This window comes from Deinococcus sp. Leaf326, from assembly GCF_001424185.1.
Lineage (GTDB): Bacteria > Deinococcota > Deinococci > Deinococcales > Deinococcaceae > Deinococcus.
The window spans coordinates 44,585-65,153 of sequence record NZ_LMOM01000043.1; the positions used below are offsets into that span (position 1 = coordinate 44,585).

The window sequence follows — 20,569 nt, forward strand, 5'->3', positions numbered from 1 at the left end:
ACCGGCCCGGCGGCCCCGCGCGGCGCCGACCTGCCGGGATGACCCGGTGTCCGTCTGACAGTCACGGCCAGACGGTGACGCGCCCTGCCGCCGGATCGAGCCGCGCCCGGCCCCCCAGCGGCAGCGTGAGCTGCGGGCTCGTATGCCCAAAATCCACGTTGGCGACCACCGGCAGGTCGGGGCGCCCGGCCTCGGCCAGAACGCGGCGCACCCAGCCGTACAGTTCGGCCTTCATCTCGGCGCTGTAGCCGCGTGGGCGTGCCAGCAGCAGCCCGGCGGCGCCCGCCAGGATGCCCTGCGCGGCGTAGTTGCGCAGCCAGTAGCCGACCTGCGCGGGCGCCGGCACGTCCTCGCTGGTCTCCAGAGCCAGCACCGCGCCGCGCCACAGCTCCGGCGAGGGCCAGCCCGGCGTGCCGCACAGCATGTCCAGCACTTCCAGGCAGCCGCCGACGAGGTGGCCCTCGGCCGGAGAGTCGCCCTGAAGCCACTCCCAGCCGTCGCCGAGCAAAAAGGTGCGCGGCGTGTCCTGAAGCGCCGCCTCCTCCCAGGGCACCTGCGCCTCGGTCCACTCGGGGGCGGGGGAGAGGTCGAAAGGACGCGGCTCCTGTACCAGCGCGCAGCGCAGACCGTTGAGGACGAACGGCCGGATGCCCCCGTTTTCGGCCAGATCGGTGAGCAGGGCCGGACCGTAGTAGGCCATCACCCCAGCGCGCAGAAAGTGCAGCAGCGTGACCGTACTGTCGCTGAAGCCGAGAAAGGCCTTGGGGTGGGGCGCGCACGATCTCGGGACGCAGGTGCGGCAGCAGCCGGACGCTGTCGTCGCCGCCGATGATACTCACCATCCCGTGAATGTCGGGCTGGGTCAGTGCCCAGTGCAGGTCGTCGGCGCGGGCCTCGGGGTGGGCATACAGGTACTCGGGGCCGCGCAGGGCGTTGGGCGCGGGCACCACCTCCCAGCCCAGCACCCCGGCGACCTGCGCCGCGCCGGCGTGGTAGCGGCCCATCACCTCGGTGACGAAACCGCTGCTCAGGCTCAGGGCCGCCACGCGCGAGCCGGGAGGCAGGCGAGGCGGGCGCAGGAAGGTAGGCGCGTTCAGTTCGCGCTCCCCGGCAGGGCTGCCGATGTGGCCGGCGCCACCGGCGACCCGCCGCCCTGCGTCGCCTGAATCGCCGTCAGGGCGATGGTGTAGACGATGTCGTCCACAAGGGCTCCACGCGAGAGGTCGTTGACCGGCTTACGCAGACCCTGAAGCATCGGGCCGACCGCCACCACGCCCGCCGAGCGCTGCACCGCCTTGTAGGTCGTGTTGCCGGTATTCAGGTCCGGAAAGATGAATACGGTGGCCCGCCCCGCGACCTGCGAGTCGGGGGCCTTCTGGCGGCCTACCGAGAGGACGCTGGCGGCGTCGTACTGCAATGGGCCGTCGACCATGAGGTCGGGGCGGCGTTCCCGCACCAGCCGGGTCGCCTCCTTGACCTTTTCCACGTCGGCGCCCGCGCCGCTCTCGCCGGTCGAGTAGCTGAGCATGGCGATGCGGGGCGTGATGCCGAAGGCCTGGGCGCTGTCAGCCGACTGGATGGCGATGTCGGCGAGTTCCTCGGCGTTGGGGTTGGGGTTGATGGCCGCGTCGCCGTACACGAGCACCTGCTCGGGCATGAGCATGAAAAACACGCTGCTCACCAGCGAGGCCCCCGGCGCCGTCTTGATGAGCTGTAAGGCCGGGCGCACCGTGTTGGCGGTCGTGTGCACTGCCCCCGACACCAGCCCGTCTACCTCGCCGAGGGCAAGCATCATGGTGCCCAGCACGACCGTGTCCTCAAGTTGGGCTTCGGCCTGCGGGGCGGTCAGGCCCTTACTCCTGCGCAGCTCGACCATTGGCCCGACGTAACGGCCGCGGATCTCGTCGGGGTCGAGGATCTCCAGCCCGGTGGGCAGGGTCAGGCCCTGGCCCTCGGCCACCTGCCGCACCCGCTCGGGCTTGGCGAGCAGGACGCAGCGCGCGATTTCTTTCTCGGTGCAGCGGATGGCGGCGCGGATGGTGCGCGGCTCGTCGCCTTCGGGCAGCACGATGCGCTTACCGGCCGCGCGCGACTTCTGGATGAGCTCGTAGCGGAAGGCGCTGGGGGGCAGCCGCCGCTCGCCGCTAGGGCCGGGGGTCCGGATGCGGGCGCCCAGCGGCACGATGTCGAGCCGGTCGGCGATGAAGTCGAGCATCCGCTCCATACGCTCGTGGTCGTCGTGCGGCACGCGGGCGTCCATGCGCGAGAGGGCCGAGGCCGTGTTGTACGAGTTCGTGTCCACCCGCATGACCGGCAGCGACGAACTCAGGGCCGCGCGGCACAGCTTTTCGATGCTGTCCTCGGGCGCGCTGCCCGACGAGAACAGCAGCCCCGCGAGCGGCACACCGCTGAGGTGCATCAGAGACGCGGCCATGATCACGTCCTCGCGGTCGCCGGGCGTGATGACCAGTGCGCCCGGCACGAACAGGTGCGCCATCTTGGGCACCGTGCGCGCGGTGATGACCGTGCTCGTCACCCGGCGCAGCACGGCGTCGCCCTCGTTGAGCACCTCGGCGCCCAGGTAGCGGGCCACGTCCAGCGTGCGCGGCGCCCCCAGCCCTGGCGACAGCGCGACCACGCCCAGCAACGGCAGCTCGCCCGAGGCCAGTACGCGGCTGCGGGCGCGCAGTTCGGCCATCAGACTGCCGAAGTCCAGCCCGGCGGGGGCAAAGTTCAGGACGTAGCCGGCCAGCCCCGAGCCGTCGCTGCGGCGGTAGTTCTGCGCGGCGATCTCCAGCTCGTCGGCCAGCGCGCCCGGCGTGACCCCGGCGAGGCTGCTCACCAGCACCGTCTCGGCCTCCAGGTTGCGCGCGAGGCTGGCGTTCAGTGCGCCCGCGTACACGTTGCGCTCGTTCAGCGCGAGGCCCTCGGCGATGAGCACGTCGGCCCCGCCCCCCACCGCCGCGCGGGACAGGGCGATCACGCCTTCCATCAGCTCGTCCTCGGCGCCGTGGCTGAGCTGCTCCTCGGCGTCCGAGAGCGCGATGGGGTCGGGCGTCTGGAGGTGGGCCAGCGTACGGGCAAAGTGCACGCTGTCGTCGGTGCTCGTCTCGTGCGTCTGCGCGATGGGCTTGAGAAAGGCGACCTTGAGGCCCTGACGTTCCAGCGCCCGCGTGAGGCCCAGCGCCGTGCTGCTCAGGCCCACGCCGTTGCGGGTCGGGGCGATGAAGAGGGTTTTCATGGAGGGCTCCTTCGGGGAGGAAGTGTGCTGAGGCAGAAACGGAGAGGGAAGGGTGAAGTGCGCCGCGAACCGTGGTCCCGGCGCTCCACGGCCTAGCTCCCGGTCACGACGTCCTGTGTCTGGCGCGCGATCATCAGTTCCTCGTTCGTGTTCACAACGAGGGCCGGCAGGGTGCCCGTACGGGTCACCAGGCCCGACCCGCCGCGCACGGCCGCCGCGTTGGCTTTCTCGTCGAGCGCGAAGCCCAGAAAGCCCAGGCGGGCCAGGGTCTGCGCGCGCACGGAGGCGCTGTTTTCGCCGATTCCGCCGGTAAAGACCAGTCCGTCCACCCGGCCCAGGGCGGCGGCCATCTGGGCGACCGTGCCCGCGAGGCGGTAGACGAACACGTCCAGCGCGAGGCGGGCGCCCGCGTGCCCGCGCCCGGCGGCCTCTTCAAGCTCGCGCATGTCGCTGGCGAGGTTGGACAGGCCGAGCAGTCCGCTCTCGCGGTTCAGCGCGCCCGTCACCTCCGAGAGGCTCAGGCCCGACTGCCGCGCCACGTAGTCGTGCAGGCCGGGGTCCACGTCGCCGCTGCGGGTGCCCATGACCAGTCCCTCCAGCGGGGTCAGGCCCATGCTCGTGTCCACGCTGCGCCCACCCGCGACCGCGCACACGCTACTGCCGTTGCCGAGGTGCGCGGTGATGAGGTTGAGGTCCTCAAGCGGGCGGCCCAGCATCCCGGCGGCCTCCCCGGCCACGTAGGCGTGGCTGGTGCCGTGAAAGCCGTAACGCCGTACCCCGTAGTGGTGGTACCACGCCTCCGGCACGGCGTAGCGGTAGGCCACAGGCGGCATGGTCTGGTGAAAGGCCGTGTCGAACACCGCCACCTGCGGCACGCCCGGAAAGGCGGCCTGCGCGGCCTCGATCCCGGCGATGTTGGCCGGGTTGTGCAGCGGCGCGAGCGGCACACAGGCCCGGATGGCCTCCATGACCTCGGGCGTGATCCGGGCCGGCGCGCTGAAGCGTTCGCCGCCGTGGACCACACGGTGCCCGACCGCCGCCACCCCATCCAGCAGGCCCAGGGCGGACAGCTCGGCCAGCAGCCGGTCCAGGGCCGCTGCGTGGCCGCCGCCCTTCAGGTCGTGGGTCCGCCGCTCGCCGTCCCGGTCCAGACGCAGCGAGGCGCCGTCCACGCCCAGGCGCTCGGCCAGTCCCGAGAGTTGCAGCTCACGCGTGTCGGGGTCGAGCAGCGCGAACTTCAGGCTGCTGGAGCCGCAGTTGAGTACCAGGGTCCACATAGGGCCCCATTCTGTCCCATCCGGCCAGCGGGGATGTACCGAGAAAAGAGAGGGCCGGCTTCAGAAATGGCGGGGCCGGAGCATGGGGCCGCGCCGCGTTCATGGCCGGTCGCCGCTGCACCGGTCGGTCCTGGGTGGCTCTGCATCGCTGGACCACCCAGCCATCTTCTCGTCCACAAACCGGACCGCCTTATCGTCGCCGCGTGACCTGCCGGGCCTCCGGATCACCGTCCAAGTGTTCGAGGAGCAGGACCGGGGCCTGCGGATAGTCGGCATACAGCGCCTCGCCCCATTCGATGATGCTCAGGCGACTGGCCTCGATGAGCTCATCCAGGTCCATCTCGTACAGCTCGGCCACATCGCGCACGCGGTAGGCGTCCACATGCAGCACCTGTCCACCGGGCGCGGGGTAGAGGTGCATCAGGGCGTAGGTCGGACTGGTGACGGGCTCGGTGAAGCCCAGCGCGCCGACCAGCCCCTGCGTGAGGGTGGTCTTGCCCGCACCCAGCTCGCCTTCCAGAAACAGCACCGCGCCGCCCGGCAACGCTGCGGCCAGCGCCGCGCCCAGCGCCCGCTGCTCAGCCTCGCCGCCCAGCCGCCGGGTCTCACCGGGCTGGAGGGGAAATTCAGACACCATGCCCGCAGTATGCCCGCCCGACCGGAAGGCGTGAACGAGCTGGGGGCTCAGGAACGGTTCGTCCTGGCCCCCCGCGGTTCAGCCGGCAGGAGTTCGTGTGGGTATTATCCGTCGAGCCACGCCCCCGCCTCGCGGTCGAGCGTGTCCCAGTCGGCGGCGCGGGCCAGTCGCCAATCACCCGACTGGCCCAGACGGGCCGACCAGACGTGCGAGGCGTCACCCATGTCCAGGCGGTGCAGCCCGGCGGCGGCGGCCTGCGCCAGCAGGGACGCGACCTTCGCCGCACCCTCCTCGGCCGGCCCGTCTGTGATCTCCCCAGCAGTCACGGTCCAGGCGCCATGGGGCAGGCCAGAGTCCGCCTGGTCACGGCGCGCCGGAGCGTCCTCGGAGGAACCGGTAGCCGGGGCCAACTCGGGCGCGTCCGCGTCGCCGCCCAAGTCGAACAGCCCCAGGAGTCCGCTCAGGGCGTCCTCGCCGAAAGTGGACGTGACCTGCTGGGCCGCCTCGTACTCGGCGCGGGCCTCGATGAGCAGCGCCTCGGCGCCCTCCAGGGTCTGTGCGTAGCGCGTGCGCGCCTGCGGGCTCATCGGCCCCAGGCGGCGCTGGGCCCGCAGCGTCTCGGCAAGGCGGCCCAGCGACTGGGTGGTTTCGCCGGCCAGGGTCCGCACCCGGTCGTACTGCTCGACGACGTGGTCGGCGCGGGCGTCGAAATCCTCACGCTGCTGGGCCGCGCGGCCCATGTGCCGCTCCAGCACGCGCCACAGCGGCCCCAGGTCAGGGACCTGCCCCAGCACCAGCGCGCTGCGGGCGGCGGCGAGATCGGCGCTCAGTTCGGCCTGCGCGCCCGGCACGTCGCGGGCGGCACGCTCCAGCTCGGCCAGCTCACGCTGCTGCTCGAGCAGGTGGTCCATCGTCTCGGGAGACGAGTTGAGAGCGGTCAGGGTGGTGCTCAACTCGCGCAGTTCGGCCGTGATGAGACCGTCGCCGGCCAGGATGCTGCGGGCGACTTCCAGGCGCAACCGGGCGTCCTGCGCTGCCGGGCTGTCCTGCACGTTCTCAAAACGGCCGTCGAGTTCGGCCAGTTCGTTGCGCTGCTGCTCCAGGGCGCCGCGGCGGGCCTCGGCGAGCGTGACCTGCCACGCCTCGGCCGATTCGCTGCGCAGGGTGCCCGCCGCGTGGGTTTCGCGCAGTTTCTCGTGGTTCTGGGCAAGGTCCGGACGCAGCTCGAACAGGAGGGCGTACTCGTTGCCCAGGTCGCTCAGGCGCCGGGCGACATGCTCCTGTTCCAGCGCCTGCACCCGCGCCTGGGCGTCGGCTGGCAGGGCCGCCGCGCCGCCGCCCGGCTGCACCACGCTGCTTTCCAGGCTGCGGCGCAGCTTGAAGGCCAGGGTACGGGCGCGGTCCACCTCGGCCGGCAGCAGTACCTGCTGGTCCTGCGCCTCGGCGATCTGGTTGATCAGGCCCTCGACGCGGCGCACGTCCCGGCTGCCCAGGCCCTGTACCCGCGCAAAGGTCGCGCGCAGTTCCGCGAGGTCCTGCGCCTGGATGACGAGTTCTTCCTGCAGGCGGCGTTCCAGCGCGCCGAGCAGGTCCTGACCTTCCTGCAGCAGCGGTGCGGGAGCCTGCCCGTCCTGCTGCTGCTGGCGGGCGATGCCCAGCACGCCGCGCAGGCGCTGGGTTTCGGGCCAGTCGAAATACAGCGCGAAGCGGCGTAGGCCCTCTTCAAGTTGCGACACGACCCGCGCGGCCTCGGCCCGCGCCGCCTCAGCCGCGTCCGGGCCACCGGCCGGAGCGGAGCGCGCGGCGGCCCCCGCCTGATCGGCCAGCAGCAGTTCGGCAAGGACCTCCGAGACACGCTTCTTGGCCAGCGGCGCCGGCACGCTCAGTTGCAGCCGCTTGAAGACTTCACGCTTGAGGATGTCCTCCAGCGCCGGGCGGTCCAGACCGGCGACGGGCAGCCCACGCGCCTGGGCCGCGTCCTGGATGACCCGCTCCAGGGCGCGCGGCGACATCAGATCGCTCAGCAGGCGCACCGGCAGACGGTGCAGGGGGATAGGTGCAGTCACAGGCCGTATTCTCCGCTATTTTGCATCAGACTTCCTCGTCCCAATCGAGGCTGGTCGGAGCGGCGACGGGTGTCTGGACCTTGGTGCGCCCGCCTCCCAGCAGGCCGAACTGCACGCACAGGCCCCGGAACCCGTAGGTCGCCAGACCCAGCGCCAGCGCGACCAGCAGCCCGTGGAGCCCGAGGCCGTAGGGGGCCTGCGACAGCGTGAGGTTGGAGGCCCCGCGCAGCAGCCCCAGACCGGTCAGGTCACCCAGCCAGCCCAGAAACCCGAAGACGCCGTCGAGGAAGGTGGGAAGCAGCAGCAGTGCCAGCGCGGCGCTGATGGCCCGCCAGTAGGGATTGCGGCCCCCGAAAGCGAGTTGCAGCAGGTACAGCGGCGCGGCGCAGGCCAGCGCGAGCAGCAGCCCCAGCAGCGCGCGGACCGCGCCGCCCAGCCACTGCGAGGTGCCCAGCGACCAGCGGTCAAGCAGGCTTGTGCCCTGGCCGTCTGCGCGGCGTTCCAGGGCGCCCAAGCCGGCGATCAGGGCCTGCACGTCGTCTGGGCGCAGGCCCGCACGCGAGCCAATGGTCTGCACGTCGCCGAGGTAACTGTCGAAGCCGGGCGCGCCGCGCAGGGCCGCTGGAGCGCCCGCTAGCGCGGGCCCCACGTCGGCCAGGGCGGCCCGCGCGGCCTCGGGATCGCCGTGCCCGGCCGCTGTTAGGGCGCGGCCGAGTCCGGCGTAGGCCGTCGCCAGTCCGCCCGACCCGGCCGTGGCCGCGGGCGTCCCGGTGACCGGGGTCTGCGCGGTGGGGGTCTGGGCCGCCGGCGTTCCCGTCGCCGATGGGGCCGCAGCCTGACCAGCAGGCGTCTGCTCAGTGGGGGTCTGGGCCGCCGGAGTCTGGCCGGCCGGAGCCCCCGTCGCCGATGGGGGCGAGACGAGCGCGCCGCGCAGCGAGGCGGCGCTGCGGCGCAGGCCGGCAAGCGAGGTCCCCAGCGCGTTCAGGTCGCCGGAGGTGAGCTGCGTCAGGGCCGTGTTGAACTGCGCGGTCTCCAGGGGGGGCTGCGCCGCGCGCCCGGCGTCCTGCACGACCGTGAACCAGCTCGTGGCCCGCGCCAGGGCGAGGTAGGACGCCGCGCTGCGCGTGGGCGTCACGCTGCCCAGCGCCGAGGAGAGGCGCGCGGCTCCCTCTCGCTGGAGCCGCCACGCGACCCGGCTGACCTGCCCGGCACGGGCGTCGGTCTGGAGGGCCTGCGTGCCGGCGGCGTCCAGGCCGAACTCGCGGGCCAGCACCCGCAGGCGGTCGGCGGCGTTGGCGGGCGAGACGGCCAGTACCGTCACGGTCTGGTCATAGAGGGACCGGCGCATCAGGCCGCGGGCCAGCAGCAGCTGCGCCTGCAACTCGGCGGGCGTGCGCGCCTGCGCGGCGCGGGCGGCGTCCAGGGTGTCGCGCAGCCCCGTGACCACCGTGGGGTTGTTCAGGGTGGGCACGAGCCGGTCCAGCGCCGCGCCGGCGCGGTCCAGGGCGTTCAGGGTGGCGACGGCGTTCTGGCCGCTGCTCTGCGCGGCGGCGTCGAGGCTCTGGGCCAGGGCGCCGTAGGCTCCCAGGTTCTGCGCCCCGGCGGCGCCGCTCAGCAGCGCCAGGGTCAGGAAGGCCGGAGCCGCGGCGGCCCCCGAAAAACGGACGGTACGGCTTCGGTTCACGCGCTTTCCCCCTGAATGTGGCCCCGGGGCGGCCCCGGTTGACCCTGAAGTTCCAGCCCCTGCAATTCGCTCAGCAGCCGGCCGATGTTGACCTGCGGCCCGGCCACGACCGCCACGCAGTACTCGCCCATCGGCCGCATGCACACGGTCTGCCCGCCCAGGTCGGCCGACATGAGGTGCAGCCCCCGGCGCCGGAACACCAGGGAAGCTGCGGCCATCACGCTGCTCAGGGCGCGGGCGTCGCGCAGGGCGCGGGCGCGCAGCAGCTCGCCGTTCGGGCGCGAGACGAGGACGCCCTGGACCCCCTGAAATTTGCCCAGGTGCTGAATCAGGGCCTCCTGGCCCCCCGCCGTGCCCAGCTCGAAGGTCGGGCGCTGGGGCGCGGCGCTGAAGTCGGGGTCGTCGAACTCGAAATCGTCGGCGCCGAGCTCGGGCGCGTCGTGCAGGGCACTCGCGGGTGACATGGACACGTCGTCCCAGGTCGCGAAGGCGCCGACATCGGTGAAGAGGGTCGGCGCCTTGGGGTCCTCGCGTTCCAGCCGCCGAGAGAGAGAAAGCAGTTCGGTCCGCGCGCGGGCGTGCGGCAGCGCGGCGCCCAGGCGGTCCATCAGCGGGCCGGACAAGACGCCCTGCATCTCCTGCGCCGTGACGGTCTCGGGACTCAGTCCCCGTTCGCGCAGCGCCGAGCGCAACATGGTGTCGGCCGCCCGCTCCGAGACGCTGAGCGACAGGGCACGCGCGATCATGGTGTAAACAGAGTTCGTCATGGCAAAAGACCTCGGCGCGCCGCCCTGCCCACTCGGGGGTCAGGGCCAGTCCTGCCTCTGGCCGGGCGGGGCCGGAACAACGCGGATGCCGGAGCCGGAGAGGGCAGTTCTGCAGGGAAGTATAAAAATCCCGGCCTTACACATTTGTTGCGGATGAGGCACGGGGGCATCCGCCCAGCCCGGACAGCCGAGCAGGCGCGCGCCTAGACTGGGGACCATGCCGACTTCTCTTTCCGCGCGCCTCGGCGCCGAACTCGCCGGGCTGCGCGAAAGCGGCCTCCTGATCCACCCGCGCGTGCTGGACGCCGCCAACCGCGCCCGGACCCGCGTGGACGGCCGCGAGGTCATCAATCTCGCCAGCAACAACTACCTCGGCTTCGCCGACCACCCGGTTCTCAAGGCCCGGGCCGCCGCGTACCTGGAGCAGTGGGGCGCGGGCGCAGGCGCGGTGCGGACCATCGCCGGGACGCTCCGCATCCACGAGGACTTCGAGGAACAGCTCGCCGCCTTCAAGCACACCGGCAGCGCCCTGGTGCTGCAAAGCGGCTTCACGACCAACCAGGGCGCGCTGGGAACCCTGCTCAAGGAAGGCGACCTCGTGGTCAGCGACGAACTGAACCACGCGAGCATCATCGACGGGCTGCGGCTGACGAAGGCGACCAAGAAGGTGTTCAAGCACGCCGACCCGGACGACCTCGAGCGCCTGCTGCGCGAGAACGACACGGACGGCCTCAAGCTCGTCGTGACCGACGGCGTGTTCAGCATGGACGGCGACGTGGCCCCGCTGGACCGGCTGGTCGAGGTGGCCCGCCGCTACGGCGCCGTGACCTACGTAGACGACGCCCACGGTTCGGGCGTACTGGGTGAGGCGGGACGCGGCACGGTGCACCACTTCGGGCTGGCCGAGGCCGAGGACGTGCTTCAGGTCGGCACCCTGAGCAAGGCCTGGGGCGTGGTAGGCGGCTACGCGGCCGGGCACGCCGACCTCAAGACGCTGCTGCTCAACCGCGCGCGGCCCTACCTGTTCTCGACGGCGCAGCCGCCGGCGGTGGTCGGGGCACTCTCGGCGGCGCTGGAACTCGTGCAGAGTGACGGGTCATTCATGGAGCGGCTGTGGGACAACACCCGTTTCTTCAAGGCCGAACTCGCCCGCCTGGGCTTCGACACGATGGGCAGCGAGACGCCCATCACACCCGTCGTGTTCGGGGAGGCGGAGGCGGCCTTCGAGGCGAGCCGCCGCCTGTTCGCGGAAGGAATCTTCGCGGTGGGCCTGGGCTTTCCGACGGTGCCGCGGGGCAAGGCGCGTATCCGCAACATCGTGACCGCCGAGCACACCCGCGACGACCTGGAGCAGGCGCTCGCCGCCTACGCGCGGGTGGGCCGCGCCCTGGGGACCATCTCCTGATCGGCTACGAGGTCCGGCAGTGGCCCGACCTCGCCGCGCTGGGCCGTCTGCGTGAGGCGGCCTGGGGTGGCCGGGACAACGGACAGAGCTGGGCCGCCGTTCTCGAACGCAGCCTGACCTGGATCACGGCCCACACGGACTCAGGCGAGCTGATCGGCTTCGTGAACGTGGCCTGGGACGGGGGCGTACACGCCTTCTTGCTCGACACGACCGTCCACCCGGACCACGGGCGGCGCGGCGTGGGCACTGAACTCGTGCGCCGGGCCGCCGAGGCCTCGCGGGGCCGGGGCCTGGAGTGGCTACATGTGGACTACGAACCGCACCTAGCAGGCTTCTATGCAGGCTGCGGCTTCGGGCCGACCGGGGCAGGACTGCTGCGCCTGAGTTGAGCGGCGCTGGCCGGCGTCCGGCCCCCGGCTTGCCGCCGTGTCCCGCCGCGCGCCGCCTACAATTCGGGCCATGAGCGCCCCCAAAAAGCCCCCGGTGGGCGACAAGCAAGACAAGGGCCGTGAGGTGCAGGCCATGTTCGCCTCCATCGCGCCGCGCTACGACCTACTCAACGGCGTGCTGAGCCTGGGCGTGGACCACGCGTGGCGCCGCGCCGCCGCCGCCGAGGCGCTGGCCCTGGAACCGGCGCGGCTGCTTGACGTGGCGACCGGCACCGGCGACTTCGCGCTCGAACTGCGGACGCGGGCGGCCCCGCACACCACGGTCGTGGGCAGCGACTTTGTACCCGAGATGCTGGAGATCGCGCGGCGCAAGGCCGGGGCGCGCCGGCTCGACATCGTGTTCGAGGAGGGGGACGCCCTGCAGTTGCCCTACGCCGACGGCAGCTTCGACGCCATCACCTGCGCCTTCGGCTTCCGGAACTTTGCCGACTACGGAGCAGGCCTGGCCGAATTCTGGCGGGTGCTGGCGCCGGGCGGCCGACTGGTGATTCTGGAGTTTCCGCCGCCCGCGCCGGGGCTGTTCGGGGACGTGTTCCGCTTCTACTTCCAACAGGTGCTGCCGCGCATCGGCGGGCTGATCAGCGGCAACGCGGGCGCGTACACCTACCTGCCCGAAAGTGTGCTGGCCTTTCCGCCGCCCGAGCAGCTCGCGCAGCTCATGCGCGCGACCGGCTTCCGTTCCCGCTACCGGGCGCTGACCTTCGGCATCGCGGGCATCTGGGTGGGCGACCGGCTGTAGGCCGGGCTGGCCCGCCGCCTAGGGCTGCGCCGGGACCGTCTGGGGCGGAGTCGTTGGCGCGGCGCCGTCTCCGTCCTGGAACTCGCCGCTGATCTTGTTGCCCTCGTCGCTGATGACCACCACGTCGCTGCTGTCGAGGTTATACAGGATGTAGCCGTTCGTCACGCGCAGCACGTCGGTGCCCTTGGTGCTCTCGGCCGCCTCGCCCCCGGTGGCGTACAGGCGGGCGGTGTTGGCCGCGTCGTCGTACTCCACGCGGGGGGCCCGGCTCACGCGCCCGCCCTCGCTCCTCAGCTCGACCTTGCCGACGAGTAGGGTGCGCTCGGCGTCCACGTCCACCTCAATGCGCTCGCTGCTGCCCGAGAGCGGCTGCTCGGCGTTGTCGCGCGTGAAGGTGATGGGACCGTCGATGCGCGCGACACCGTCGGTTTCGTCGTATACGAGGCTCTGGCCGCGCAGGCTGGTCTTGCCCTGCGTGACGAACACGGTATCGGGAGCCGGCTTGGGCTGCGCCTCGACCCCGCAGGCGCCCAGGCGGTCCGTGCTGCCCTCGGGCGCGGCATCGAGAAACCGCGCGGTGCCCGCACTCGCCTCGACGCGGCCGTCGCTGCCCTCCTGGCCTTCGGCGGGCGGCTTGTTGGTCACAATGGCCAGAGGCACGCGCACCACGTTCTTGTCGATCACTACGCGCACCCCGCCGGCCCCCGTCTCGCTGAACACCCCGATATTGGGCGTGCCCTCGGGGTCACCGTCGCGCGGGCCGCACACGGTATAGATGCCCGTCTCGTCGCTGGTCCCGGTGCGGATGACCAGAATGCGCCGCTCCTGACCGTCCTGGCCCTGGCGCACGAGCGCGAGGCAGGACTGCTCCGATCCCTCCACGCAGCGCCCGGCCCGCTCGTGCTCAGTAGGGGCGTCGGTGGCGACTGGGGCGGCCTCGGGCGTAGGCGCGGTCTGGTCAGCCGGCGCGGTCTGGGTGGGCGGAGCTTCGGCGGGCGGCGTGTCCTGGGCCGGCGCCGCTGGTGCGGCAGCTGGCCCAGGAACCGTCTGGGCCGGAGTCACCTGGGCCGGAACTATCTGCGCCGGGGTCGCCTGCCCTGAGCCGGACTGCCCCGGACTGGTCTGCGCCAACACCGGCCACAGCAGCGGGGCGGCGCCCAGGGTCAGCGTCAGGGCCAGGACTGCGGGACGCTTCACGCGGCGCGGTTTCCGGGGGCCTACTGCTCGCCGCGCAGCGCGAACTGGGCGACGGGGATGGTGTAGCGGCTGTTCTTCACGCTCACGCGGGCGAGATCGGTGCGCTGCTCGAGGTACCCGCTGGCCGGCGCGCGCAGCGTGACCTTGCTCTTGCTGTCCACGCTCAGGGCGTTGCCCACCACGTAGGCCACGTTCTTGGCGTCGTCGTAGTACACCGCGTCCCCGGTGGTGGTCTGGGTCCCCTGCATAAGCTTCACGCCGCCCTTGACGTACAGCGTCTTGCTCTTGGTCAGGGCGCGGACCTCGGCGCCCGAGATGACGAGTTCCTTCTGGCTGCCCTTGGCGGCGCGCGTCAGGCTGGGGGTGCCGGTGAGCTGCGCGAGCTCCTTGTCCTCGTCGAAGACCAGCTTGTCGGCGCGGCCCGTCTGGGTACCGTTGGTCAGGCGCACGGTGCCGGTGCTCGTCGAGACGTTGTTGTCCACGTCCAGGCTCATCTGCGCGGCCGTGATGTTCACGGGGTCGTTGCCCGAATTGCCCTCGGGCAGGAAGGTCGCCGCCGCGCTGCCGCTCAGGACGCCCTGACCGCTGACCTCGCTGTAGGCCAGCTTGTCGCCCTTGGCGCTCAGGCGGCCGCGCGTCACGGCAATGTTGCCGCTGAAGTTGGCCGTCCGCTTGCCGCGCGCCTCGATGATCGCCGTGCCGGCCGGAGCCGCGAGCGTCGCCTGGGCCGACTGGATCTGGAGGGTGCTGACCGTCGCCTTGACCGGGCTGCCGGTGAAGTTCAGCGGGCCGGTGCGCAGGTTGCCCGTGGAAGCGCCCTGGATGTTGATCACCCGCTTGTCGGCGCTGCTGCCGGTCTGGGCGAGGACGGTGGTGGCGGTCAGGGCCGCGAGCAGCAGCGCGCGGGTGGGCAGAAGGGTTGGGGTCTTCATGGGGTCTCCGGTTCAGTGTGGGCCGGCCGGATGAGGACTGGCCGTGGGGAAGATGGGAGGCAGGGAACGGCCGATCAGATTGGTACGCGTTTGCCGTCGCGGCAGGTTTCGGTCGGGTCTATGGGCAACTGGTAGTTCGAGTCTTCACCCGAAGCAAGCAGATCGAACTGAAAAGACATCTGAATACGGGTGATCCGCCCCACCAGCGCAGGCGAATCCACCTCCGCAACCGGCGCACTGAAACCTGTGCCCTGTTCGATGCGCACCGGCTGTTCGGGCGTGCCGGTCAGCGTCAGGTCGGCGCACTGCTGTACCAATGTGATGCGGGCCCCCGGCGTGACGAGGTCGTCCTGCGCGTTGATGGTCAGTTCGGGCGTGCTAAGGGTCGCGTCGAGGGTCTGGCGGCCGGTGTAGCGCCCAGCCGCGTCGCGTTCACGCAGCAGGCGCTCGCCCCGCGACAACTCCGAGAGCTGCGTGATGTTGGTGACGGGGTCGCTGCGCACGTCCCCGGCTGCGAAGGTCCACACCGCGCCCTCGTCGCGCGCCGGATAGAGCGAGAGCCGCACGCCCTGAAGCTGCGCGCCGGTCTGCGCCGCCCCGCCGCGCGGCCCGGTCGGCACGAAGGCGAAGGCCAGCGCGAACACGAGAAGCGCCAAGAGGGCGAGGGGACCGGCTTTCTGCACGGGCGCACTCTAGCGTGCCCCTCTCATGAGAGTGATGGGGCCAGGCTGACCGGAAAACGGCCCACGGGGGTGAGGTCCGCCGCCCCGTTGCCCCGCGTCAGCCTCTAGGCTGCACTCCATGTTCGACTCGCACACCCACCTCGACTACCTCGACGACCCGGCCTCGGCCCGGCACGAACTGGGCCTGACCGCTCTGGTGTGCATCGGCGCGAGCTTGGAGCACGCCCGCAACGCAGTGGCCCTGGCCGAGCAGTTTCCCGACGTGTGGGCGACCGTGGGTCTGCACCCCACCGACGCCGGGCAGGACTCGCCCGAGTTGCGCACAGAAGTCGAGCGGCTGGCCGGGCATCCCCGCGTAGTCGGCATCGGGGAAAGCGGCCTGGACGACTACTGGGACGATACGCAGCGCCCCGCGCAGCTCGCCGCCTTCGAGTGGCAGCTCGACCTCGCGCGGCGCACTGGCAAAGCACTCGTCATCCACACGCGCGACAAGGCGGGGGAGGACAGCGCCCACCGGCGCGTAATGGACGTGCTCGCGGCGTGGCCGGACGTATCAGTCATCCTGCACTGCTTCAGCGGGCACGCAGGGCTGCTGCGCTTCGGGCTGGAGCGCGGGGCGTACTTCGGCTTCGCGGGCAACACGACCTACAAGACCGCCCAGCCCATCCAGGCAGCGGCGCGCGAGGTGCCGCTCGACCGTCTCCTCGTCGAGACCGACGCACCCTTTCTGGCCCCGGTGCCCAAGCGCGGCCGGCCCAATCGCCCCGGCTACGTGCGCCACACGCTGGAGTTCGTGGCGGGGCTGCGCGGTCTGGACGCGGCCGACCTCGAGCGCGTGACCGACGAGAACGCCCGGCGGGTGTACGGCATCCCGGCAGACTGACGCCGCGGGGCGGGCCGAGCTAAGGTGGGGCCACATCCACAGCCCCAAGGAGAACCACCCATGTTCGACGAATTTGCCGTTGCCGAGCTGCTGACCCCCGACGAACGCCTCATCCGCGAGAGCGTGCGCGCCTACGCCGACGCCGAACTGCTGCCCCACATCGCCGGGTGGTGGGACAGCGGCGAGCTGCCGGTACGGGACGTGATGCGCAGTTTCGGCAAGATGGGCCTGCTTGGCCCGACGATCCCCGAGGAATACGGCGGCGCGGGCGCGAGCTACAGCGCCTACGGGGCGATGATGTACGAGCTCGAGCGCGTGGACAGCGGCCTGCGCAGCGCGGCGAGCGTGCAGGGCAGCCTCGTGATGTTCCCGATTCATGCGTTCGGCAGCGATGAACAAAAGAGACGCTGGCTGCCGGGCCTCGCCTCCGGGGAACTCATCGGCTGCTTCGGCCTGACCGAACCCGACGGCGGATCGGACCCCGGCGCGATGCGCACCCGCGCCCGTAAGGACGGCGACCACTACGTCCTGAACGGCAGCAAGATGTGGATCACCAACAGCCCCGCCGCCGATGTGGCGGTCGTATGGGCCAAGGACGACGAGGGCGTGGTCCGGGGCTTTACCGTGCCGACCGATACCCCCGGCTTCCACGCCCCCAAGATCGAACGCAAGATGAGCCTGCGCGCCTCGCTGACCGGCGAGATCGTACTGGAGGACTGCCGCATTCCGGCCGAGAACCTGCTGCCCGGCAGCCGGGGCCTCAAATCGCCCCTGTCCTGCCTGACCTCGGCCCGCTTCGGGATCGCCTGGGGAGCGATGGGCGCGCTGGAGGCCGTGTTGCAGACCGCGCTGGACTATGCGGGCAGCCGCACGACCTTCGGCAAACCCATCGCCGGGCGCCAGCTCATACAGGACAAGCTCGTACGGATGGCGACCGACCACTCGACCGGCCTGCTGCTCGCGTGGCGCCTGGGCACCCTGAAGGACGCGGGCCGCATGAACTTCGCCCAGGTGAGCTACGCCAAACGCAACAACGTGCGCGTGGCCCTGCAGGGTGCGCGGCTCGCCCGCGAAATGCTGGGCGGCAACGGCATCACGACCGAATACCCCGTCATCCGCCACATGCTCAACCTGGAGACTGTGGACACCTACGAGGGCACCCACGACATCCACACCCTGATCGTGGGCCGTCACCTGACCGGAGTGGGCGCGCTGGAGTGAGGGAGGGGAGCGTGTGGCGCGTGGCCTGTGGCCTGTAGAGGCCACCCGGTTGCCCCACCGCGCACGTCCCCACCAAGGCCGTCTGGCGCGAAGCGCGCGGGCCAAGCAGGCGGGCTGGAGAACAGAGCGGTCCCGCCGACTTCCGGAACGACTCTTTGCCGAGCGCAGCGGAAAAGCTCCCCTCTCCTACCGGGAGGGGGGCTGGGGGGAAGGCACCGCAGCCCTACAAAGCCGCCCCCATCTCCCGCACCATATGCACCTCCGCCAGCATGGTCCCGTCCACCCACACCGCGTCCGGCTGAATTCCCCACGCCACGAACCCGTGCCGCTCGTACAGCCGCCGCGCCGCCGCCTGCGACGCCGTGACCCCCAGGTGCAGCGCGGTCACGCCTGTCCACCCCTGCACCTCGGCGATCCCGGCCCGTAGCAGCGCGTCCCCGCAGCCCTGCCCCCGCGCCGCCGGCAGCACGGCCACCCCGAACACGTTCGCGCGGTGCCGCAGCCGCTCCCGCGTCTCACGCGAGACGGTCAGGATGCCGGCCAGCTCACCGCCGACAAACGCCCCGAAGGTGACACTGGCCTCACCGGTCAGGCGGGCCTCGACCGTTTCCAGCGGCTGTGAGGCGAATTCCTCGGCCGTCGTGATGAAGGCCGCCGGATCGGCGTGCAGGGCGGCCAGCCGGACCTCGCGGTAGGCCGGGGCGTCGGCCAGACCCAGCCGGCGGACCTCAACCATGCGCGGCCTCCCCGGCGCCGTTCAGTTGGACGACTTCGGCCGCGCCGGGCCGCTCCTGCGCCGCCCCACGGTCACGCCAGTTCAGGACATGACCCTGCGCCCGCACGTGGCGTGTGAGGGTGAAGTCGAGGTCGTGGACGAGCCAGCCCTCGGCGTTCCACTTGCCCTGCGCGACCACGCCGTCCTCGGGCAAACCGTCGTCGGCGGGGGCGTACAGCGCACTCTGGCCCACCGCGTCCTCAACCGCGTAGCTCCAGGCGGCGTCGGCGATCAGCGGGGCGTGCAACGCGTACATCTGACCCTCCAGCGCGCGCGCCATGCTGCCCACCCGCACGCGCGTGTAGCCCCGGCGCGACCCCGTGAAGGACGGCACCACGAGCAGTTCGGCCCCCGCCTCGGCAATCTGGCGGGCCAGCCCCGGAAATTCCGAGTCGTAGCAGATCGCCACGCCGAAGCGCAGGTCCTCCAGCTCGAACACGCGCACGCCCTCGCCCGGCACGATGTCCCACTCCTCGGCCTCGAACCGGGTCATCAGGAGCTTGTCCTGCCAAGCGTATTTGCCGTCCGGTCCGAACACATAGGCGCGGTTCACGAACCCCCCCGCGTGCGCTACCGGATAGCTGCCCGCCACGATGCCCACGCCGTGCTCTCGGGCCAACCGGGCATGCAGGGCCAGGAAGTCGGGCAGGAAGGTCTGCAGGGCCGGGCGCATCCCCAGGATGTCGTGGTGCAGCGCCGGGGGCAGCAGGCTGACGAGTTCCAGCGCGGCGTACTCGGGAAACACCAGCAGCCGCGCGCCCCCAGAGGCCGCCCGCGCGGTCCAGGCCGCGAGCTTGGCCTCGTACTCGGCCCAGGTCTGGAAAAAAGAGATGGGATAGGCCGCCGCCGCGACGCGCAGGACTGTCATGCGGCCAGTGTAGGGGGAGCCGGGGCGAAGGCGAACGGCGCCACCGACCGCCCTAGCCACAAGGCTTAAACTGGGGCCATTGTGAGCGCGCCCGACGTTTCCCCCACTTCCCCGGCCCCCGGCCCATCCCGCTTCGGCGAGACCCCCCGCATCTACCCCATGCGCCTGTACGGCGACCCGGTGCTGCGGCGCAAGGCCCGGCCCCTCACGGCGACCGATACCCTCACCGTTCCCGGTTTCGGGCCGCAGACGGTGCGCGAGGTGGCCGACACCATGCTGGAGACCATGTTCGAGCAGCGCGGCGTGGGGCTGGCCGCTCCGCAGATCGGGCTGGGCGTGCGACTGTTCGTGGCAGTGGAGTACGAGGACGACGAGGAGGAAAACGAGGGCGACGACATGCCCCTCAAGTCGCGGGTGCTGCGCGACTTCGTGATGATCAACCCCGTGTTCGCCGTCCTGAACAAGAAGAAGGACAAGTCGTACCAGGAAGGCTGCCTGAGCATCCCCGGCATCTTCGAGGAGGGCGTGCCGCGCGCCCGGCAGATCGCGGTGCGCTATACCGACCTCGACGGCCAGGAGCAGACGGTCGAGGCCGAGGACTACCTCGCCCGCGTGTTCCAGCACGAGATTGACCACCTCGACGGCGTGCTGTTCCTCGACCGCCTGCCCGCCGAGGTCACCGACGATCACCGCAAGGACCTCCTCAAGATCCAGCAGCATTCGAAGAACCTCCTGGCCAACCTGAGCACCTGGGAAAAAGAACAGCACCTGCGGGAACGTCTTTGACCCGTCCCAAGGTCGCCTTCTTCGGCTCGCCCGCCTTCGCCCTGCCGGTGCTGGAGGCGATCCGAGCGGAGTTCGGGGTCGTGCTGGTCGCCGCGCAGCCAGACAAGCCGGTGGGGCGCGGCCTGAAGCTGACGCCGCCGCCCGTGGCCGCCCGCGCCACCGAACTGGGATTGCCGCTGGCCCAGCCCACGAAGCTGCGCGGCAACGCCGACTTCGCGGCGACGCTGCGGGAATCGGGGGCGGACGTGGCCGTCACCTGCGCCTACGGCAAGATCCTGCCTGCCGCGCTGCTGGCGGTGCCGCGCTACGGGTTCCTGAACACGCACACCAGCCTGCTGCCGCGCCTCCGGGGCGCCGCGCCGATCCAGTGGGCGCTGATCGGCGGCGAGACGGTCACGGGCACGACCATCATGCAGACCAACCCCGGCATGGATACGGGGCCGGTGCTGCTGCAAGAAGAGCTGCCGGTCGCTCCCGAATGGACCAGTCTGGAGCTGTCAGAAGCCCTGTCGACGCAGGCCGCGAGCCTCATCGTGTCGGCGCTCTCGCAGCTCGGCACGCTGACGCCCCGGCCGCAGGACGAGTCGCTCGCCACCCACGCCCCCATGCTGGTCAAGGAGGACGGTTTCGTACGCTGGCGCGACCCGGCCCTGGCGGTCGTGAACCGCTTCCGGGGCGTGGCCGCGTGGCCGCAGACAACCGCCTTTCTGGGCGGCGCGCGCCTCAAGCTCGGGGGCCTGGGCGCGGCGGGGGGCGAGGGCCAGCCCGGCGAGGTGCTGGCTGTGGACGACCAGGGAGTGACCGTCGCCTGCGGGGTGGGCGCCGTGAGGATCAATACCGTGCAGCCCGAGGCCCGCAGGGCCCAGCCGGCCGGCGCGTGGGCCTCGGCGGCCGGCGTGGGACCGGGCACGCGCTTCGACCTCTGGGAACCGCCCCGGCCCTGAACGCATACCCGGAGA

19 protein-coding genes and 1 pseudogene are annotated in these 20,569 nt (G+C 71.5%); 7 read left to right on the plus strand and 13 right to left on the minus strand.

Annotated elements, in window-relative coordinates:
- Positions 1-61 precede the first annotated feature (61 nt).
- The 8 genes and pseudogenes from ASF71_RS25220 to ASF71_RS13760 all read right to left on the minus strand — a co-directional run bounded on the left by ASF71_RS25220 (position 62) and on the right by ASF71_RS13760 (position 9,672).
- Positions 62-700: an LD-carboxypeptidase gene (locus ASF71_RS25220; RefSeq protein ID WP_235514456.1), complete on the minus strand. Its 639-nt coding sequence runs from the start codon at positions 698-700 to the stop codon at positions 62-64.
- 124 nt (positions 701-824) lie between these two features.
- A pseudogene (locus ASF71_RS25225) lies at positions 825-1,004 on the minus strand (LD-carboxypeptidase); the annotation flags it as partial.
- A gap of 89 nt (positions 1,005-1,093) precedes the next feature.
- Positions 1,094-3,241, minus strand: a complete 2,148-nt coding sequence (gene pta / locus ASF71_RS13735) for a phosphate acetyltransferase (RefSeq protein ID WP_056301210.1) — start codon at positions 3,239-3,241, stop codon at positions 1,094-1,096.
- 92 nt (positions 3,242-3,333) lie between these two features.
- Positions 3,334-4,518, minus strand: a complete 1,185-nt coding sequence (locus tag ASF71_RS13740) for an acetate kinase (protein ID WP_056301214.1) — start codon at positions 4,516-4,518, stop codon at positions 3,334-3,336.
- Between the two features lie 190 nt (positions 4,519-4,708).
- A complete protein-coding gene (gene tsaE, locus ASF71_RS13745) occupies positions 4,709-5,155 on the minus strand; it encodes a tRNA (adenosine(37)-N6)-threonylcarbamoyltransferase complex ATPase subunit type 1 TsaE (protein ID WP_056301216.1) in 447 nt (148 codons plus the stop codon).
- Positions 5,156-5,259: 104 nt separating this feature from the next.
- Positions 5,260-7,221, minus strand: coding sequence for a hypothetical protein (locus tag ASF71_RS13750; protein WP_369814999.1), 1,962 nt, complete (start codon positions 7,219-7,221; stop codon positions 5,260-5,262).
- Positions 7,222-7,246: 25 nt separating this feature from the next.
- Complete coding sequence (locus ASF71_RS13755; protein WP_082506036.1) at positions 7,247-8,905, minus strand: hypothetical protein; 1,659 nt, start codon at positions 8,903-8,905, stop codon at positions 7,247-7,249.
- Positions 8,902-9,672, minus strand: a complete 771-nt coding sequence (locus ASF71_RS13760; protein WP_056301219.1) for a dynein regulation protein LC7 — start codon at positions 9,670-9,672, stop codon at positions 8,902-8,904. Before ASF71_RS13760 ends, ASF71_RS13755 begins: the two co-directional genes overlap by 4 nt.
- Before the next feature lie 217 nt (positions 9,673-9,889).
- On the opposite strand from ASF71_RS13760, the gene ASF71_RS13765 reads away from it, so the two are divergent.
- The 3 genes from ASF71_RS13765 to ubiE all read left to right on the plus strand — a co-directional run bounded on the left by ASF71_RS13765 (position 9,890) and on the right by ubiE (position 12,265).
- The gene (locus tag ASF71_RS13765; RefSeq protein ID WP_056301222.1) at positions 9,890-11,077 is read left to right on the plus strand and encodes a glycine C-acetyltransferase; all 1,188 of its coding nucleotides are present in this window, start codon (positions 9,890-9,892) and stop codon (positions 11,075-11,077) included.
- A 47-nt stretch (positions 11,078-11,124) separates the two neighbouring features.
- Positions 11,125-11,466 (plus strand): GNAT family N-acetyltransferase, encoded by a 342-nt coding sequence (locus tag ASF71_RS25230; RefSeq protein ID WP_255354746.1) that lies wholly within the window; start codon positions 11,125-11,127, stop codon positions 11,464-11,466.
- Between the two features lie 70 nt (positions 11,467-11,536).
- A complete protein-coding gene (ubiE, locus tag ASF71_RS13775) occupies positions 11,537-12,265 on the plus strand; it encodes a bifunctional demethylmenaquinone methyltransferase/2-methoxy-6-polyprenyl-1,4-benzoquinol methylase UbiE (protein ID WP_056301224.1) in 729 nt (242 codons plus the stop codon).
- Positions 12,266-12,283: 18 nt separating this feature from the next.
- On the opposite strand, the gene ASF71_RS13780 is transcribed toward ubiE, so the two are convergent.
- The 3 genes from ASF71_RS13780 to ASF71_RS13790 form a co-directional block, all read right to left on the minus strand.
- Positions 12,284-13,462 (minus strand): LptA/OstA family protein, encoded by a 1,179-nt coding sequence (locus ASF71_RS13780; protein ID WP_235514459.1) that lies wholly within the window; start codon positions 13,460-13,462, stop codon positions 12,284-12,286.
- Positions 13,463-13,482: 20 nt separating this feature from the next.
- Positions 13,483-14,394, minus strand: a complete 912-nt coding sequence (locus tag ASF71_RS13785) for an LptA/OstA family protein (RefSeq protein ID WP_056301225.1) — start codon at positions 14,392-14,394, stop codon at positions 13,483-13,485.
- Positions 14,395-14,468: 74 nt separating this feature from the next.
- Positions 14,469-15,077: a hypothetical protein gene (locus ASF71_RS13790; RefSeq protein WP_056301229.1), complete on the minus strand. Its 609-nt coding sequence runs from the start codon at positions 15,075-15,077 to the stop codon at positions 14,469-14,471.
- Positions 15,078-15,195: 118 nt separating this feature from the next.
- Here ASF71_RS13790 and ASF71_RS13795 point away from each other — a divergent pair, with 118 nt between their 5' ends.
- Positions 15,196-15,960, plus strand: coding sequence for a TatD family hydrolase (locus ASF71_RS13795; protein WP_056301232.1), 765 nt, complete (start codon positions 15,196-15,198; stop codon positions 15,958-15,960).
- A 60-nt stretch (positions 15,961-16,020) separates the two neighbouring features.
- On the plus strand, positions 16,021-17,181 hold the full coding sequence (locus ASF71_RS13800) for an acyl-CoA dehydrogenase family protein (protein WP_056301236.1): 1,161 nt from the start codon (positions 16,021-16,023) through the stop codon (positions 17,179-17,181).
- A gap of 223 nt (positions 17,182-17,404) precedes the next feature.
- Here ASF71_RS13800 and ASF71_RS13805 read toward each other — a convergent pair whose 3' ends face one another.
- Positions 17,405-17,917, minus strand: coding sequence for a GNAT family N-acetyltransferase (locus ASF71_RS13805; protein WP_056301240.1), 513 nt, complete (start codon positions 17,915-17,917; stop codon positions 17,405-17,407).
- Positions 17,910-18,824, minus strand: a complete 915-nt coding sequence (locus ASF71_RS13810; protein ID WP_056301243.1) for a carbon-nitrogen hydrolase family protein — start codon at positions 18,822-18,824, stop codon at positions 17,910-17,912. Before ASF71_RS13810 ends, ASF71_RS13805 begins: the two co-directional genes overlap by 8 nt.
- Before the next feature lie 159 nt (positions 18,825-18,983).
- Here ASF71_RS13810 and def point away from each other — a divergent pair, with 159 nt between their 5' ends.
- Both def and fmt read left to right on the plus strand, forming a co-directional pair.
- A complete protein-coding gene (gene def / locus ASF71_RS13815; protein WP_056301245.1) occupies positions 18,984-19,610 on the plus strand; it encodes a peptide deformylase in 627 nt (208 codons plus the stop codon).
- A complete protein-coding gene (gene fmt / locus ASF71_RS13820) occupies positions 19,607-20,554 on the plus strand; it encodes a methionyl-tRNA formyltransferase (protein WP_056301248.1) in 948 nt (315 codons plus the stop codon). Before def ends, fmt begins: the two co-directional genes overlap by 4 nt.
- Positions 20,555-20,569: the final 15 nt, after the last annotated feature.